Origin of the sequence: Prolixibacter denitrificans (genome assembly GCF_003014495.1) — a bacterium.
Taxonomy (GTDB): domain Bacteria; phylum Bacteroidota; class Bacteroidia; order Bacteroidales; family Prolixibacteraceae; genus Prolixibacter; species Prolixibacter denitrificans.
This window is the reverse complement of sequence record NZ_PYGC01000002.1, coordinates 684,277-702,448: the sequence shown is the minus strand read 5'-3', so window position 1 is coordinate 702,448 and position 18,172 is coordinate 684,277. Positions and strand designations below refer to the sequence as shown.

General features: G+C 48.6%; 13 protein-coding genes. 12 read left to right on the top strand and 1 reads right to left on the bottom strand.

The window, feature by feature from the left end:
• Positions 1-9: 9 nt before the first annotated feature.
• A complete protein-coding gene (locus tag CLV93_RS06635; protein WP_106541373.1) occupies positions 10-843 on the bottom strand; it encodes an ATPase in 834 nt (277 codons plus the stop codon).
• A 122-nt stretch (positions 844-965) separates the two neighbouring features.
• On the opposite strand from CLV93_RS06635, the gene nagB reads away from it, so the two are divergent.
• From nagB to CLV93_RS06575, 12 genes are all read left to right on the top strand, one after another.
• On the top strand, positions 966-2,951 hold the full coding sequence (gene nagB / locus CLV93_RS06630; protein WP_106541372.1) for a glucosamine-6-phosphate deaminase: 1,986 nt from the start codon (positions 966-968) through the stop codon (positions 2,949-2,951).
• A gap of 68 nt (positions 2,952-3,019) precedes the next feature.
• Positions 3,020-4,123 (top strand): acyltransferase family protein, encoded by a 1,104-nt coding sequence (locus tag CLV93_RS06625; protein ID WP_106541371.1) that lies wholly within the window; start codon positions 3,020-3,022, stop codon positions 4,121-4,123.
• Between the two features lie 8 nt (positions 4,124-4,131).
• Positions 4,132-5,688 (top strand): glycoside hydrolase family 10-like protein, encoded by a 1,557-nt coding sequence (locus CLV93_RS06620; RefSeq protein WP_106541370.1) that lies wholly within the window; start codon positions 4,132-4,134, stop codon positions 5,686-5,688.
• A gap of 29 nt (positions 5,689-5,717) precedes the next feature.
• The gene (locus tag CLV93_RS06615; protein ID WP_106541369.1) at positions 5,718-7,172 is read left to right on the top strand and encodes a glycosyltransferase family 2 protein; all 1,455 of its coding nucleotides are present in this window, start codon (positions 5,718-5,720) and stop codon (positions 7,170-7,172) included.
• On the top strand, positions 7,169-8,188 hold the full coding sequence (locus CLV93_RS06610) for a DUF4922 domain-containing protein (RefSeq protein ID WP_106541368.1): 1,020 nt from the start codon (positions 7,169-7,171) through the stop codon (positions 8,186-8,188). The genes CLV93_RS06615 and CLV93_RS06610 overlap by 4 nt, the downstream gene beginning before the upstream one ends.
• Positions 8,189-8,269: 81 nt before the next feature.
• Positions 8,270-8,623: a hypothetical protein gene (locus CLV93_RS06605; RefSeq protein ID WP_106541367.1), complete on the top strand. Its 354-nt coding sequence runs from the start codon at positions 8,270-8,272 to the stop codon at positions 8,621-8,623.
• Positions 8,624-8,907: 284 nt separating this feature from the next.
• The gene (locus CLV93_RS06600; protein ID WP_106541366.1) at positions 8,908-10,260 is read left to right on the top strand and encodes a SpoIID/LytB domain-containing protein; all 1,353 of its coding nucleotides are present in this window, start codon (positions 8,908-8,910) and stop codon (positions 10,258-10,260) included.
• An 18-nt stretch (positions 10,261-10,278) separates the two neighbouring features.
• A complete protein-coding gene (locus CLV93_RS06595) occupies positions 10,279-12,750 on the top strand; it encodes a bifunctional glycoside hydrolase family 9 protein/polysaccharide deacetylase (protein ID WP_106541365.1) in 2,472 nt (823 codons plus the stop codon).
• A 3-nt stretch (positions 12,751-12,753) separates the two neighbouring features.
• A complete protein-coding gene (locus CLV93_RS06590; protein WP_106541364.1) occupies positions 12,754-14,541 on the top strand; it encodes an MFS transporter in 1,788 nt (595 codons plus the stop codon).
• A 64-nt stretch (positions 14,542-14,605) separates the two neighbouring features.
• Complete coding sequence (locus CLV93_RS06585) at positions 14,606-15,163, top strand: YdeI/OmpD-associated family protein (protein WP_106541363.1); 558 nt, start codon at positions 14,606-14,608, stop codon at positions 15,161-15,163.
• A gap of 54 nt (positions 15,164-15,217) precedes the next feature.
• On the top strand, positions 15,218-15,412 hold the full coding sequence (locus CLV93_RS20100; RefSeq protein ID WP_146141966.1) for a hypothetical protein: 195 nt from the start codon (positions 15,218-15,220) through the stop codon (positions 15,410-15,412).
• A 182-nt stretch (positions 15,413-15,594) separates the two neighbouring features.
• A complete protein-coding gene (locus tag CLV93_RS06575; RefSeq protein ID WP_106541361.1) occupies positions 15,595-18,066 on the top strand; it encodes a TonB-dependent receptor in 2,472 nt (823 codons plus the stop codon).
• Positions 18,067-18,172: the final 106 nt, after the last annotated feature.

The window sequence follows — 18,172 nt, the reverse complement described above, 5'->3', positions numbered from 1 at the left end:
AGCAAATTTTTAACTATGATAATCAACCAATGCCTCAATCGGATCGCGCACAATGCGTCCCGGGTTAAGGCCCTCTTCTTTTAAAACTTTCTCCAGTTGCTCGGAGAAATACCAGGCAACCGACCCGGCAAAATTCACCGGCAAACTCTTGTAGTTAGGATAATGCACCAGGTTTCGCTGAACAAATTCACGAAAACTCTCCTCTACAAGCTGACTGCAATAAGGTTCTGTAATGTTTTCACTCAAAAAACGGGTAAACTGAGCGAGAAAACGATTAGGATAGGGTTTTCGATAGACCCGATCCATAATTTCAGGAGCTGAAAGATGATACATTTCTTCGAACTTTTCCCTAAGATAGCCCGGCATCATCTCCTTCAAATAATCGGCAACCACTTTCCGACCAATTACACCGCCGCTTCCTTCGTCTCCCAGAATCAATCCCAGTGGAGAAACATTTAGCTTCACTTCTTCTCCATCGTAGTAACACGAGTTCGAGCCCGTTCCCAAGATGCAGGCAATCCCCGATTCATGTCCGCAGACAGCGTGAGCCGCGCCAACCAAATCGCTGGCAACTTCGATAGTTGAACCGGGAAAAACTTCGCGTAATGCGTTGCTTACGATGGCACATTTTTCCTCATTTGCACATCCTGCGCCATAAAAAAACACTTCATTCACCCGTCCTTTTATATATGGGAGCAAACTTTCCTTCAATGTGGCGACCATTTCTGCCGACTCCTGATAAAAAGGATTCAATCCCTCGGTTTCAACCGATTGAACTCCTCCTTCTGCGTCAATCAGGCGCCAGGCTGTTTTTGTCGATCCACTGTCTGCAATCATTTTCATGCACCAAATATATAATAAAAAAATAATACATTAAGACATATTATATAACATGTATTACCAATCTTGCATCAATCATCAATTGATTATATTTTTGAAACTCATTTAAATTTAAGAAAGAAACCATGGACTTAAGCAAGAAACTTCAATCACCCGACAGTCTTTTTGCAGACGAAAATCTATTTCCCGCTGAAAATCCAACAGAGAGAGAACTTCTGACCAAATATGAGAATGCCCCGGCATATATTTACAAAGAAGCAACAGACGCTTCTGTCGCTGTGGCGAAAGAAATCGCAACCCTTATTAAGGAAAAACAAGCTGAAAATAAACAATGTATTTTAGGATTGGCCACAGGCTCGACACCGCTTGGCGTATATAAAGAGCTGGTCAGGATGCACAAAGAAGAGGGACTCAGTTTTCAAAATGTCGTATCGTTCAACCTGGACGAATATTTCCCGATGGACCCGTCTTCTAGTCATAGCTATCACCACTTCATGCACAAAAACCTGTTCGACCATATCGATATCCTACCGGAAAACATTCACATCCCGGCAGGAAACATTCCGCTCGACCAGGTACACGATTTCTGCATGAAATACGAAGAAAAGATTAAGAATGCCGGCGGCATCGATATACAGTTATTAGGAATTGGACGCACGGGTCACATCGGATTCAATGAGCCGGGAGCCCGTTCCAATTCGCGCACACGCATCATTGTACTGGATACACTGACACGCCGCGATGCAGCTAACTCCTTCAACGGCATCCGGAATGTACCGCAACGGGCCATTACGATGGGAGTTAGCACGATTATGAATGCGAAGAAAGTAATCTTGGTTGCACTGGGCGAGAATAAGGCCTCCATCATCAAAAAAGCAGTGGAAGGCAACGTGACACCATTGTTACCGGCTTCTTTCCTGCAAAATCATCCCGAAGCGAAATTCATTCTCGATTCCAGCGCGGCAAGCGAACTTATCCGGGTAAAAACTCCGTGGTTAGTAGGTTCGTGCGATTGGGACGATGAACGCCTGGTTCGCAAAGCAGTGGTATGGTTATGCCAGAAAACGGAAAAGCCCATTCTGAAGCTGACTGATAAAGATTACAACGATAATGGTTTAAGTGATTTGATTGTCATTTTCGGCTCAGCCTATGGATTAAATATCAAGGTGTTCAACGACCTGCAGTCAACCATCACCGGTTGGCCCGGAGGAAAACCCAACGCCGACGATTCGCGCCGGCCCGAAAGAGCCGAACCAGCTCAAAAACGCGTAGTTGTTTTCAGTCCGCACCCCGACGACGACGTAATTTCCATGGGCGGAACGCTAATTCGTCTGGCTGACCAGGGCCACGATGTGCATGTCGCTTACCAGGTTTCCGGTAATGTGGCTGTTTCCGATGAATATGCCACCCGGTTCATCTCGTTCCATAATTCTTTCTCCAACTACATCGACGAGGGCAACGAAAAACAAAAAGCGATGTACGATAAACTCGTTACTCATCTAAACGAAAAAGAGGAAGGTGACATCGACCTGCCCGAACTTCGAAAACTGAAAAGTCTTATACGGCGGATGGAAGCAAAAGCCGCCTGTCGTTATTCAGGGGTACGAAGCAAAAATGTTCACTTCCTCGATCTTCCGTTTTACGAAACCGGAAAAGCCCAGAAAGCACCTATCGGGGAAAAGGATGTACGCATCGTGATGGATTACCTCAACGAAATCAAGCCCCACCAGATATTTGCCGCCGGCGACCTGTCGGACCCACACGGAACGCACCGGGTCTGCCTCGACGCTATCCTGATTGCACTGGAGCAGTTGAAAGACGAAGATTGGATGCAGGAATGCTGGATCTGGTTGTACCGCGGTGCCTGGGCTGAATGGGATATCGACCAGATTGAAATGGCTGTGCCTATCAGCCCGCAGGAGTTGCTCAAAAAGCGGGAAGCGATTTTCCGTCACCAGTCGCAAAAAGAAGGGGCGATGTTCATGGGAAATGACGACCGCGAATTCTGGCAACGTGCCGAAGACCGGAACCATGCCACAGCCGAACTATACAATCAGTTGGGAATGGCCGAATACGAAGCCATCGAAGCTTTCGTTCGCTACTATCCGTGATTTCAGCGGTTCGACCGGGCAGTTACGGGGTAAGTTGATTAATTTGCATAACGAAACAATAACCAACCATGGGAAAAACCAAACGATTAGTTGCTCTGGATGTTTTGCGCGGATTCACCGTCGCTCTGATGATTACCGTTAATAATCCGGGAAGCTGGAGTCACATCTATGCCCCGCTTGAACATTCCAAGTGGAATGGCTGTACCCCGACCGACCTGGTCTTTCCGTTCTTCCTATTTGCGGTAGGAACGGCCATGTGGTTTGCTTTCAAAAAGTTCAATCACAACCTGAGCGGAGACGCGACAAAGAAAGTGCTGAAACGGACGGTGCTCATATTTCTGATTGGATTGGGCCTAAATGCCTTCCCAATCTTCGGCATCGACTATAGTCACCTGCGAATTATGGGCGTACTGCAACGCATTGCGCTGGCCTATGGTATCGCCTCATTCATTGCCCTTGCCGGGAAACGAACCGGAGTCTGGATTGCACTTCCTATTCTGCTACTTGGTTATTGGGGCCTACTGATGCTGGGTGGTGAAGGAGCGTTATCGTTGCAGGGCAACATTGTTAGAACCGTGGATTTGGCCATTTTCGGTGTTAACCACATTTATCATGGCTACGGCATCCCATTCGATCCCGAAGGCTTACTCAGTACCATTCCGGCCATCGGCACCGTGTTGATAGGTTACCTGGTGGGCAGGCAAGTTGATGTAAGAGCCGACAAATCGCGCGCTGTCAAAGATTTAATTCTGGTAGGTGCAGCGATGACGCTTGCCGGGGTGAGTTGGAGTTTCGTTTTTCCGCTCAATAAACCCATCTGGAGCAGTTCGTATGTGCTTTACACAGCCGGATTAGCAACCATCTTGCTTGCCTTCTTCATTTGGATCATCGATATTCGCGGATACAAGAAATGGTCGAAGCCAGCGCTCGTTTTTGGAATGAACCCGCTGTTTATTTTTGTCCTTTCGGGAATAGTCGGACGGCTGTTGTTTATGATCAAATTTTCCGCCAGAGGCGAAACGGTTACGCTCAAAGGATGGATTTACGAACACCTTTTTGCATCGTGGGCCGGCAACCTGAACGGCTCGCTGCTTTTCGCGTTAACGCTGATTTTCTTATACTGGATACTGGCCGACGTACTGTATCGCAAAAAAATATTCATCAAAATCTGACCTGTCAAATGAAACCTTGTCGACACGCATTTATTCTGTTTATCGCTGTTCTCCTGTCTATCCCGGCTTTTGCCGGAAATAGGAACCCGGAAACACCGGTACCACCTAAAAGAGAATTCCGGGGCGTTTGGGTTGCCACGGTCGCTAACATCGATTGGCCTTCTAAACCGGGTCTTCCGGTTGCCAAACAAAAACAGGAGATCATCGATCTGCTGAACATGAACAAAAGGAACGGCATGAATGCTGTTATTGTGCAGATCAGGCCGTCGGCTGATGCCTTTTACCCGTCTGAACTCGAGCCATGGTCGAAATACCTCGAAGGAACACAGGGCGTAGCGCCAAAGCCTTTTTATGACCCGCTGGCCTTTTTCATCAAAGAGGCACACAAACGCGGTATGGAGTTTCATGCGTGGCTGAATCCCTATCGGGTAAAGAACGACACGCTCGATACGCTGGCCGCATCCAACATCGTCAACCAACATCCGGACTGGGCGTGGAACTACGGCAAGAAGATGTATTTCGATCCTGGAAATCCACACGTACGCGATTTTGTTACGGCGGTTGTTCGCGATATTGTGAAACGATACGATGTAGATGCGATTCACTTTGATGATTATTTCTATCCGTACCGCGTGGCGAACCAGGAATTTCCTGATTCGACTACTTTCAAAAAATATCCGCGTGGATTTGCACCCGACCAGATTGATGATTGGCGGCGCGACAATGTTGATTTGATTATTCAGCAGCTGAGCAAAGCCATTAAAGAGGTGAAGCCGTGGGTGAAATTTGGCATCAGCCCGTTCGGGGTGTGGAGAAACAAAAAAGACGATCCGGATGGTTCGAACACCAATGCCGGAACCACTAATTACGACGGTTTGTATGCCGATATTATCAAATGGCAGCGCGAGGGTTGGATTGATTACACGTTACCGCAGCTTTACTGGCGCATTGGTCACCCGCTGGTCGATTTTGACGAACTGGCGCACTGGTGGGCACGTCACACCTATGGTCGCAGCATGTACATTGGTCAGGCCGTTTACCGGCTCGATAAACACTCAAAAATTCCGGATTGGCGAACTCCCGCTGAACTGACCAACCAGATTAAAATGATTCGCTCCATTCCCGGACTGGAAGGAAGCGCCTGGTTTAGTTCCAAACATTTTGCGCGTCATCTCGAGGGCTTTCAAAAAGAACTTAGGGACGACTACTATAGAACTCCGGCGATTGTTCCCGCTATGCCATGGATTGACGATAAAGCGCCCGATGCACCTTCAAATCTGCAGGTAGAAAAAGTAAAACACGGTCGTGAAATTACCTGGAAAGCACCGCAAACAGACGACGAGATGAATAAAGCACGCTTTTTCGCGGTGTACCGTTGTGGGAAAAATGACAGCATCGATGTCAGCAACCCGGAATATTTGATCGATGTGACAGGTGAAGATGGATACTTTGTGAAACGTCGCTTTCTGCACATTTTCCGTAAGAAATATTACTACAAAGTAACCACACTCGACCGCCTCAACAACGAGAGCGTCCCGAGTGAACGAATGATGTTCAAACAATAATTCAGAAATTTTTAAATCAAAGCATAAAAATGAAAACCGATATTTTTCTCGCTTTTAGCGGAGAAGAGGCAACAAAAAAATCAGTGGCCGAACTGAAAGAAGCCACAAATGTGAATACCATTTACGTGCTCGCTCCCGAAGGTGCAGTCATTCCGGAAGGAACCGAAGCCATTACCGTGAAAAGCATCCATGGAACCGAAGCCATGAAAGCCATAGCCGGCAAAGCCGAAGCTGAATTTACCCTGCTTTCGCTGAAAGATACCGAGCTCGAAATGGGCCAGTTTGGATTGGAGCGCCTGACACAGGCAGCAACGTTCACCAACGCAGCGATGGTTTACGCCGACTATTACGAAATCAAAAACGAAACACGTTCTGTGCATCCAACCATTGATTACCAGGTTGGCTCTTTGCGCGACGATTTCAACTTCGGGCCGGTACAACTTATCCGCACCACTGACCTGAAAGAGTGGGCTGCATGGGAAACAACCAATTATGATGCAGCCGGATTCTATTCGCTGCGTTTGTTCGTTTCCCAGAAAGGAGAATTCATCCGCGTACCGGAACCGCTTTTCACGATGGTGGAATCGGACACCCGGAAATCGGGCGAGAAGCAGTTCGACTACGTAAGCGGAGCTGCCCGTGCTACTCAGATTGAGATGGAAAAAGCGTGCACTGTTCACCTGAAAGAGATTGGCGCTTATCTGAAACCTGAATTCAAAGCCGTTGATTTTGAAGAAGGATTCCCGGTAGAAGCATCTGTTATTATTCCGGTGTTCAACCGCGTAAAAACAATCCGCGATGCCGTTGAATCAGTACTAAAGCAGAAGACAGACTTTCCGTTTAACCTGATTGTGGTCGATAACTATTCTACCGATGGAACAACCGAGGTATTAAACGATTTCGCGGGAAGCGATAAACTCATTCACGTTATTCCGGATAAAAAAGGATTGGGAATTGGCGGTTGCTGGAACGTCGGAATTTTTCACGAGCAGTGTGGCCGTTTCGCCGTTCAGCTCGACAGCGATGACATGTACAGCGACGAAAATACACTGCAAACCATCGTCGATAAATTCCACGCCGACAAGTGTGCCATGGTGATTGGCTCGTACCAGATGACCAACTTCCAGCTGGAAGAAATTCCCCCGGGCATCATCGATCACAAGGAATGGACCGACGATAATGGCCCAAACAATGCATTGCGCATTAACGGACTGGGCGCACCGCGTGCCTTCTACACACCGGTGTTGCGCGACCTGCGGGTTCCCAACTCCAGCTATGGTGAAGATTACGCGCTGGGTATCGCGATTTCGCGCGAGTATAAAATCGGCCGCATCTTTACGCCGGTATACCTGTGCCGTCGCTGGGAAGACAACTCGGATGCATCGCTCGATATCAACAAAATGAATGTGCACAACAGCTATAAAGACCGCCTGCGGACACTGGAACTAAAAGCACGAATTCTGAAAAACCAAAACGAACAATGAGCAATTCGGTAAACCTGGATGACATAATTATTTCAAAGCGTGCGCTCAATCTGTCGGAAGACAGTTCACTGGATCAAATGGCCGACGCCCTGCAAAAACAACAGCAGGGCGTTTGGCCGCTTTACGCCGACAATGCCAAAGGGCTGGAACAAGTGCAAGTGAAGACGTTTCACTACGCCCAATGCGACGTGAAAGTCCAGTTCAATCCGGCACGTATCAAATCGTCAGCGGCCAAAGTCGACAACAAAAGCATCAGTGAGCGCAAATGCTTTCTTTGTACCGACGCTCTTCCGCCGCAACAAAAAGGAATCCCGTTCAACGACGAATACCTGATTCTGGTTAATCCATATCCCATTTTTCCGCGCCACCTCACGATTCCCAGGTTGGAACATGTCCCGCAGCTCATCGAGCCCTATTTCCGGGATATGCTGGAGCTGAGCCGCGCGCTCGAAACCTACACGGTATTTTACAACGGCCCAAAATGCGGTGCATCGGCTCCCGATCACATGCATTTTCAGGCTGGAAACAAAGGATTCCTTCCGGTAGAAACCGAATACAACAAACTAAAAGTTACCACCAACCGGAAGTTATTCAGCAACGATCACCTGGAAATATTCGCGGTAAGCGATTACATGCGGAAATTCATCGCCATCGAATCGGGCGATATTACGTTGCTGCATACTGCATTTGGATGGCTTCACGAACTGCTGGAACAGCGCCAGCAAGAACCAGAGCCCATGCTCAATATCCTTTCGGGATACGAAAATGGGAAATGGCGTGTGTTGGTCTTTCCGCGTGACAAGCACCGTCCGGACCAGTATTTTGCTGAAGGAGATGAGAACATTTTGCTCAGCCCGGCATCAGTCGATTTTGGAGGCGTTTGTATCACTCCCCAGGAAAAGGATTTCCATAAAATTAAAGCGGCTGATCTGACCGATATTTTCGCTCAGGTTTCAGTTAACAATAGCTACTTCGACGAGCTCTGCACTGCTTACGCGAAACGCATGGTGGAGTGAGCGAACAAGAATGGGAGAAGATGAGAGGGTGAGAAGTGGAGAAAATGTGATAGGGAGCCGGTTGCGATAATCCGGAATCAGTTGGAACTACTCACCGAATCGTTGGAACATCACGGTGAGCGGTTGGAAGAACTCCGCAAGTGGTTGGAACAACTAATCTGGGCCTTGGAACTACCCGTCCACTCGTTGGAACATCACGGCGAGCGGTTGGAAGAACTTCAGTGGAAGTTGGAAACAGTTCCGCTTGTGTTGGAACTCTTCTGCAATAGCTGGAAGAACAACCCGGTTAGCGGGAACTACTCCGGGCACAGCGGGATGAACTTGCCGGGTGACGGAAAGTCAGTCGCGACTGCCGGAATTTCGGTCTGCTATAAAGGAATGAACACAGCATACAGCGGAAACATATTCATCGGCAACGGAAACACGATCGCATAGAGCGGAAACTACTTCCGAGTCAGCGGGAAGATGATCGTATGCGGAGGAAACAACTTCAGCAGGAGCGGAATGGTCACGGCGAGGGTCGGAAGAGTAAATCACCCCTCCAAACCTCCCCTAAAGGGGCGGCTTAAAGTCCCCTTCAGGGGATTTAGGGGTAAAAAAATATAGAAGTTACTTACATGTTGGCAACTTGTTATAAAACTTTTTGATAGGAGCTCCGAATCTCTTTTAGAAAGAAGAGCACAAAACGATTAAACTCGTAAAATATTAAACCAGGCATCATGCAATACAACAACGGCAACGAACCCGATATCCGCGTGGGCATTATGGCGGAGAAAACCATTGAAATCGAACTCGAAGGGGTTTACCAATGTGGAAGCAAGGAAGTCACCGGCAAAGGCTCGGCTTTCTTTTCCGGTAACGAGATCCATGTGAAATTCGACTCAGGTATTTCTTTCGAAGGCGAAAAGCTGGTATTCCAACCAACCGATCGCGAGGCTTGCAGTTTGCTGCTCCACGACGTGACCATTGGTATCAACTTCCACTGGGAGCGCAAGGAAGACCAGAAATTCCGCGGAGGTTTGGAGCTCATTCGAGAAGGCGAAAACATCCGGGCCATTAATTTAGTACCGGTTGAACAGTATCTCGTTAGTGTTATTTCATCGGAAATGAGCGCCACCAGCAGCATGGACCTCTTGAAAGCTCACGCTGTAATTTCGCGCAGCTGGTTACTAGCCCAGGTAGATAAGCATGATGAGCTGCAAAGCGAAGCAGAAAAATATGTGACCACGCTTGAAACCGATGATGAACTGATCAGATGGTACGATCGGGAAGATCACACCGACTTCGACGTCTGCGCCGACGATCATTGTCAGCGTTACCAGGGAATCACCCGGGTGGTATCGGAAAATGCCGCTACCGCCATCCGCGAAACCTTCGGCGAAGCGCTCACTTCGAACGAACGCATTGCTGACGCGCGTTTCTCGAAGTCTTGCGGCGGAATATCCGAATCATTCGAGAATTGCTGGGAACCGGTGCATCATCCGTACCTGGTAAAAATTATCGATAATCCGGAAACGCCCGAAGGATTTGATCTTGACCTTACGGTGGAAATCAATGCCGAGCGTTGGATTCGGTCCAATCCGCCAGCTTTCTGTAACACCACCGATGCAAAGGTGCTAAGCCAGGTTTTGAACAATTACGACCAGGAAACCACCGATTTCTATCGCTGGAAAGTAGAGTACAGCCAGGAAGAAATCAGTGCGCTCATCAAAAAACGCACGGGCATCGATTTTGGAAACATTAAAGCATTGGTGCCGGTAGAACGGGGCGATTCAGCCCGTCTGATCAAGCTGCGCATCGAGGGAACAAAGAAAACGCTGACCATTGGCAAGGAGTTGGAAATCCGGAAAGCGCTGTCTACATCGCACTTGTACAGCTCGGCTTTTGTGGTGGATACCGAAGGAGAAGAAAACGGCCTTCCGGCGAAGTTTATCCTGACCGGAGCCGGTTGGGGACACGGCGTTGGTCTCTGCCAAATTGGTGCGGCCGTCATGGGAGAGAAAGGTTACACTTACCAGGAAATTCTGGCGCACTATTTCAAAGACGCTCTGCTCGAAAAAGTCTATTCGTAAACCAAACCATACCAAACCATGAACCGATATCTGCTAATTCTGAGTTTCCTATTGCTGGCTTTCGCCGGAACAACACAGGCGCGCGGAGTTATCCGCGTCAACCAACTGGGGTATCTCCCCGATGACATCAAAGTGGCTGTTTTTCTTTCACCGGAAGGAGATTTGCCCCACGAATTCGAGTTGGTTAATTCCCTCACCGGGAAGACAGTCTACATGGGGCAACCGGAATTGGCAGATGGCAAACCCTGGGGAATGCCCAGCGCTGCCCGGCTCAACTTTAGCAGTTATACCAGGCCTGGTGGTTATTTTCTCCGCATCGGGAAACTGGAATCACCGCAATTCAGCATTTCTGAACATGTGTACGACGGCACCGCCGACTACATCCTGAAATATATGCGGCAGCAGCGGTGCGGGTTTAATCCGTTCCTCGATGATTCGTGTCACACGCACGACGGTATCATTGTCGATCATCCAACCCGTTCAGGTCAGTTCATCAATGTCACCGGCGGCTGGCACGATGCCACCGATTATCTGCAGTATGTCACCACTTCGGCAAATGCAGTAGCTCAAATGCTGTTTGCCTACCGGGAAAATCCGGAAGTGTACGGCGACCATTACAAGGCGAACGGTTTGCCCGGTTCGAATGGTGTTCCCGACATTCTGGACGAAGCACGCTGGGGCATCGACTGGTTGCTAAAAATGAATCCCTCGGATAACGTGATGTTCAACCAGATTGCCGACGACCGCGATCACATTGGTTTTCGGCTTCCTGACAAGGACACCGCTAACTATGGACTGGGCAAATGCCGCCCGGTTTATTTCGTTACCGGAAAACCGCAGGGATTGGGCGAGTTCAAAAATCGCACGACCGGAGTAGCTTCTACGGCCGGAAAGTTTGCATCCGCTTTCGCGTTAGCCGCCGACATTTACAAAAAATCCGATCCGGCTTTCGCTGACACATTGATTCGAAAAGCCAAAGCCGCCTTTCAATTCGGGGTATCGGAGCCCGGAGCCTGTCAAACGGCTTGCTATGTTTCGCCCTATTTCTACGAGGAAGACAATTACGTCGACGACCTGGAGCTGGCGGCAGCAGCCCTCAACGAGGCGACCGGAAAGAAAAAATATTTGCAGGATGCAGCTTACTGGGGAAAACTGGAGCCGGTGACTCCGTGGATGGAACTGAACCGCGCCCGGCATTACCAGTTCTACCCTTTCATGAACTTAGGCCATGTCTACCTGGCCGCTCACGGCGATTCCTCGCAAGCGAAAGCCTTTGCTTCCGACCTGAAGCAAGGACTGGCCGACATCTACGCCCGGGCAAAAAAAGACCCGTTCCTCATGGGTATACCGTTTATCTGGTGCTCCAACAACCTGGTCACGGCAGCGGCCACACAGGCCCGGTTGTATCGCCAAATCACCGGCGACCAAACCTACCGGGAAATGGAAGCGGCATTGCGCGACTGGCTCTTCGGATGCAACCCCTGGGGAACATCGATGGTCGTAGGCTTGCCGGCTGGTGGCGATTATCCGGTCAATCCGCACTCATCCTATAAAGTGATTTTAGGAAAGCTGACTTATGGCGGATTGGTTGACGGTCCCGTTTATACGTCGATTTACAAAAACCTGCGCGGCATCCAATTACTGCACAACGATGACTACGCCGCCTTCCAGAATGGGCGCGCTGTGTATCACGACGACGAAGGCGACTACTCGACCAACGAACCTACTATGGACGGAACGGCCAGTCTTAGCTATCTTCTCTCCTCGCTTCAGAAAGAGGGCATGAAGAGCAAGACTTACGAAAATGTCAAGAAGATTCAGGGCGGCATTGTCCGGATGGATTCGCTGAAATCGACCGTTTACCTCGTTTTTTCAGCACACGACACCAACGATGGCGGAAAGACCATTGAGAAAATATTACGCCGGAATCATGTAAAAGCTTCGTTCTTTTTCACCGGCGACTTTTACCGGAATCCGGACAACCGGAAACTTATTGAGCGTCTCCGCGAAGACGGCCAGTATCTTGGCCCGCATTCCGACAAACACCTGCTGTATGCCGACTGGACCAACCGCGATTCGTTGCTGGTGACCCACGATGAGTTTACCGACGATTTGCGCAACAACATCAAAGCGATGGAAGCCGCCGGCATTCCGGCCAAAGAAGTAACCACGTTCATGCCGCCTTACGAGTGGTACAACCGGGCCATTGCCGACTGGAGCCGTGATTTGGGGCTGACGCTCGTCGATTTCACGCCGGGCATTCGCACCAATGCCGATTACACCACACCCGACATGAAAAATTACCGCAGTTCGGACCAGTTGTACAACGATTTAGTGAAGTTCGACCAAAGCAATCCGGGAGGACTGAATGGCTGCATAATCCTCATTCATCTCGGAACATCGCCGGACAGGAAGGACAAGTTTTATGAACAGCTCGGCAAAGTCATCCATTTTCTGAAGGAAAACAATTATCAACCCAATAGATTCTAACGCATGCGACAAAATGCAACACCAACCAAAAGAAATCCGTGGGCGTGGATTCCCACACTTTATTTCGCAGAAGGGCTTCCCTACGTTATCGTAATGACGGTTTCGGTCATCATGTACAAACGACTGGGAATTTCCAATACCGACATCGCTTTGTACACCAGCTGGCTCTATTTGCCGTGGGTTATCAAGCCGTTGTGGAGTCCGGTGGTCGACGTGTTGCGCACCAAGCGCTGGTGGATTGTTATCATGCAGTTGTTGGTCGGTGCCGGCCTGGCTGGTGTAGCCCTGACGATTCCCATGCCTAACTTTTTCCGCTATTCACTGGCATTCTTATGGCTCGTGGCGTTCAGTTCGGCCACACATGACATTGCTGCCGACGGCTTTTACATGATGGGCCTCAACCAGTACGAGCAAACCTATTTCGTAGGCATCCGCAATACCTTTTACCGTTTTGCCATGCTCACCGGACAAGGCCTGCTGGTGATTCTGGCCGGTTACCTCGAAACAGCCACCGGTCTTCCGGAAACGAATATCGCCTTTCATTCCGTACCTGGAAAAGAGACAACGATACAATTCCAACCCAGTAATATCAGTTTTCCGGAAACGAAAAGCAGCGATTACGTTTTAGTTCCTTCTAAAAAAGACATTCAAATCGGCACTCTTCCGGTTTCCCGGGAAAAAGCCGACAGCATCTTCACGGCAGTGAAAGAATGGAACATCAGCCATGGATTCTATTCGGAAAAAACTTCGCTCAAAGGAACACCCGATGGTTCAAACGGCACAACATCCGGGTTTGCCCTGGTAGCTTACAAACTGAGCCAGCCACCGAAAGACGGCAAGGAAGTGGTGTTGAATTTCGGCATGAACTCAGGCAACAAAAGCTTTCACCTGAAGGAAGGAACCCGTTTTGTTTTCACCGACAAGAACTGGAACGAACCAGCATTTGCCATCGTGCAGGTTGATCCGAAGTTGACGAAGAAAGCGGAAGCTACGTTCTCCGGACGAGCCGGTAATATTCCGCTGGCCTGGAGTCTGACCTTTATGGTGCTGGGCGGATTGTTCATCTTGTTCTTCCTGTGGCACCGGTTCATTCTTCCCCGTCCGGCTGAAGATACCGACAAGCACGAAAAAACCTCCTTATCCCGAGTGATGCACGAAGTGCTCGAAACATTCGCCTCGTTCTTCCGCAAGAAAAACATTTGGGCCGGACTTGCCTTTTTGCTGCTCTTCCGCCTGGGCGAATCGCAGTTGGTTAAACTCGCCTCACCATTCATGCTCGACGGACGCGCTGAAGGAGGACTGGGACTGACCACCGGTGACATCGGTTTGATTTACGGAACCATCGGCATGATTGCCCTGACTGTCGGTGGAATTTTAGGTGGCTTTGTGGCCGCCAAATGGGGCCTGAAGAAAACCATCTGGTGGATGGCCGTAGCAATGAACCTGCCCAACCTGGTGTATGTGTACCTGGCCTATGTGCAACCGGACACCATGCTGCCCATTGTAACGTCGGTCGGCATTGAGCAATTCGGCTACGGCTTTGGATTTACTGCCTACATGTTGTACATGATCTACATTTCGGACGGCGAACACAAAACGGCTCACTATGCGTTGTGTACCGGTTTTATGGCCCTGGGCATGATGCTTCCTGGCATGGTCAGTGGCTGGATTCAAGAAACGGTCGGCTACCAGCATTTTTTCGTTTGGGTCATGCTCTGTACCATTCCAGGGTTCATTCTCATATCGCTACTAAAAATCGATCCGAAGTTCGGAACCAAAGCAAAAGCATAAAAACAAGTCCCCGCTTTCCGGCGGGGATTTTTTTGTCCTAACTTTATTTCTCAAACGGGAAATAATGAAAACAACAACACCGGCAACACTGGAAGAATGGAGACAATGGCTAAAGGAAAACCATGTAAAAGAGACCGAAGTATGGCTGGTTTACCACAAGAAACATACTGGCCAGTCCTCCGTTGCATACGAAGATTCGGTTCAGGAAGCACTGTGCTGGGGCTGGATTGACAGTCTGATTAAGCGGTTGGATGAAGATCGGTATGCACGGAAATTCACCCCCCGGAAACCGGACAGCCAATGGTCAGCATCCAATATCAAGCGGATTCAGTTACTCAAAACCACAAAAAGGCTACAACCAGCCGGTTTGGATGTTATTCCTGAAAAAGTGATGAAAGGTGAAATACCGGAACAAGAATCCAAAACGGAAATGTGCCTGGAATTCCGGGAAGCGCTATCGCAAAGTCCCAAAGCCCGCGAGCATTTTGAGAACCTGACTGAAAAGCAGAAAGACCTTTTTGTCCGTTGGATTGCTTCGGGCAAACAAAGCGCAACAAGGCAGAAACGATCAACAGAAGCCATCAATTTATTAACAAAAGGTAAAAAGCTGGGAATGAAATGAATCTTCTATGATGCAATTTTCGTAAATTGTGTAGAACAAATAAAAATAACCCCGATGCGCCTCTTTCTCTATATAGCCGGATACTTCCTGATGCTGCTGGCCCTCATTGCTGCATTACTGTTTTTATCCGTTTGCCTCGAAAGAATACACCTCAGTAAAGCCATGATTGCCACTCTCCTCTTTGTAGCTCTCTTTTTCTCCGATCATGGACGTTATTTGATCCATCGTGAGCATCGGTCCCGCGAATAAATTCACTCCTCGATCTCTATTCATCCCATTTTTTCGACATTTCTGTTTTTGGAACAATAACACACCCAGACATTTCAGATACCAACATCCCTTTTTGTTGGATTTTTTAATTTTCTGATTAAACCAATTCCTCTTTTTACCATCCAAAGAACCGTGAAACAAAACGACAGGAAATTCTCTCTATGAAAAAGATATTACTCATTAGCATAGTCATTACAGGACTCACATTTCAGTTATATGCCCAACCGGCTCCTGCCCCCGGTGCTGCAGGGAATCCGCCTGCAACATTTCCGGGAGTCGTAAAGGGAAAAATCGTGGAAGCCGGCACCAAAACCCCTATGGAATATGCCAATGTGGCTATATATTCACAACAGGATTCCTCGATTGTTGGAGGAATTATGACACAAGCCGATGGGTCGTTCCAGATAAAAAACGTTCCCCCGGGGAACTACTATCTTCAGGCCAACTTCATAGGTTATGAAAAACATACCCTTCCGGGAATTAGTATCAATCGTTCCGGTTCAGTCGCCGATATTGGTACACTGGAACTGAAACCGGCTTCAAAAGAACTGGAAGGTGTGGACGTGGTGGCCGATAAAGCCCGGGTGGAATTTAAACTCGACCGGCGCGTGGTGAACGTTAGTCAGGAAATCAGTGCTGCCGGAGGTTCGGCTGTCGATGCGCTGGCCAATACCCCATCAGTGGATGTTGACATCGAAGGGAACGTATCGGTTCGCGGCAGTTCCGATTTCACCGTACTCATCGATGGTAAGCCCAGTGTGCTGGATGGTAGCGATGCATTGAAGCAGATTCCGGCCAGCGATATCGAAAGGATAGAAGTTATCACCAATCCTTCGGCCAAATATGACCCCGAGGGCGTCGCAGGAATCATCAACGTGGTGATGAAGAAACACATCAAAGGGTCGTTCAGCGGCGTTGCCAACCTCAGCGCGAGTAACACGAATAAAACCCGTGGAGATTTGACCCTGAACTACCGAAATGACAAGTGGACATTTATGCTGGGAGGGGATTTCCAAAACATGGTTTTTAGTGGCGAAAGAAATGTACATCAGGAATTGTATAACGCCGACACAACGACGGTTATCAACTCGGTTGGTAACATGGACCGAACCTGGAAAGGAAAAGGAGTGCGCGGCGGTATCGATTATCACATTTCTGATAAAACGACACTTAGTATGAGCGGACGCGTTGGCGACTATACTTTCCAGCGGAACAGTCTGTCTACGCAGCACACCTACGACAATTTTGGCACCGACAATTACATTTTCGAGGATAATACTTCTGCCCGAAAGGGGAACTACTGGAATTCCGATTTCACTTACAGCCATAATTTTAACAAAGACGGACATAAGTTAATCGCTACTTTCTATGCCAGTGGTCGTCAAGGTCCGGATAATGAGTACCAAATTCGGTATCCCAGCGACGCCAATGGTAATCCTATTGACCAGAATCCGGACAAAATCCGGACAGTCGAAGCATCGAATGACAATGAATACCGGCTTAAAGCCGATTATACCCTTCCGGTAAACGACGAAAATAAATTCGAAGCCGGATACCAGGGACGTGTCAACCGGGAATCAGAAGATTACCTTTTCGAAAATTTTGACTACACTAGTGATAGCTGGGTCAATAATCCGAATTTCAGTAGTGCTTTCGATTTTAGCCGCGATATCCATGCGCTTTATGCAATCTGGTCACACTCGACCAAATCGTTCTCCTGGCAAACCGGATTAAGAGCGGAATATACCAAGCGCGAAATGGATCACACGGCCTCTTCCGATCCGTATATCATCGACCGGGTTGATTGGTTTCCGTCTGTCCATCTGTCTCAAAAATTCGGAAGGGATATCGAATTGCAATCCAGTTACAGCCGACGCATCAGTCGCCCGAGAGGCTGGGATTTGGAACCATTCCCATCCTACATGGACCCGTACAATATCCGGGTAGGAAATCCGGCTCTGGAGCCTGAATACACCGATTCATATGAATTATCGGTATTAAAGCGCATCAAAAAATCATTCATCTCGCTGGAAGGCTATTATCGCCGTACCAATAACCTGATTACCCGTATTCAGGAGTTACACAGCGATGGAATCATTTACCACACACGGGCGAATATGAACAGCGACCAATCGTTGGGAAGTGAATTGATGGCGAACCTCGATCTCTATCCCTGGCTTCGGATAATCGCCAGCGGAACCGTTTTCTATTACCGCCTGGAAGGAAGCGTAAACGGAGAGAGTGTCGACCGGAACAGCACCAACTTTAACTCCCGCTTAACAGCTGATGTCAAATTCACTCCAACTACCCGCTTTCAGTTGATGTCTATCTATCGCGGTCCTTCCGTTTCGGCGCAGGGAGAGTACAACGGAATGGCATTCGCCAATGCATCATTGAAGCAGGAACTGTTCAACAAGAAACTATCTGCAACCTTGCAGGTTCGTGACATTTTCGGCACGATGAAACGAAGCGGGACATCGTATGGCGATGGTTTCAAAACCGATTTTGAATTCAAGAGAGAACCAAGGGTATTTCAGTTAACTCTAAGCTACATTATCAATAATTACCGGTCGAAGTCGAGAAACGGCGGTGGACAGGAAGGCGGCGGCGACGACATGGGCTCAGAATACTAATTGTAAATCAAACTAACTAATAGGGGCATCCGTCATGGATGCCTTTTTCTTTTCCGGCAACCAGATAAAATTTAGAAACTGTCTAAACAACAATAAGCCAATCTGC